Raw genomic sequence first — 353 nt, forward strand, 5'->3', positions numbered from 1 at the left:
AAAGTGACCATCATGCTGATGTTCATCATTGCCAATGCCATGCTGTTTGCCCACGTTCTGACAACCGAACGCATCCCGCACACCATCGCCGAAGCCATCATTGGCTGGGGCCTTCCGGCGTGGGGTTTCCTGATTGTTGTTAATATCATCTTGCTGATTGCCGGTAACTTTATGGAACCGTCGGCCATTCTGATGATTATGGCACCGATCCTGTTTCCGATTGCGATGAAGCTGGGCATTGACCCGATCCATCTCGGCATCATCATGGTGGTCAATATGGAAATCGGCATGATTACACCACCGGTGGGGCTAAACCTTTTTGTCACATCGGGGATAACGGGGATGCCGCTGCT

1 protein-coding gene is annotated in these 353 nt (G+C 51.6%); it reads left to right on the top strand.

The window, feature by feature from the left end; translation table 11 throughout:
- The coding region (locus TMES_RS22135; protein WP_143589787.1) for a TRAP transporter large permease subunit at positions 1–353 on the top strand (353 nt) is incomplete at both ends.

The organism is Thalassospira mesophila, from assembly GCF_002115755.1.
In the GTDB taxonomy this organism is placed as follows: domain Bacteria; phylum Pseudomonadota; class Alphaproteobacteria; order Rhodospirillales; family Thalassospiraceae; genus Thalassospira; species Thalassospira mesophila.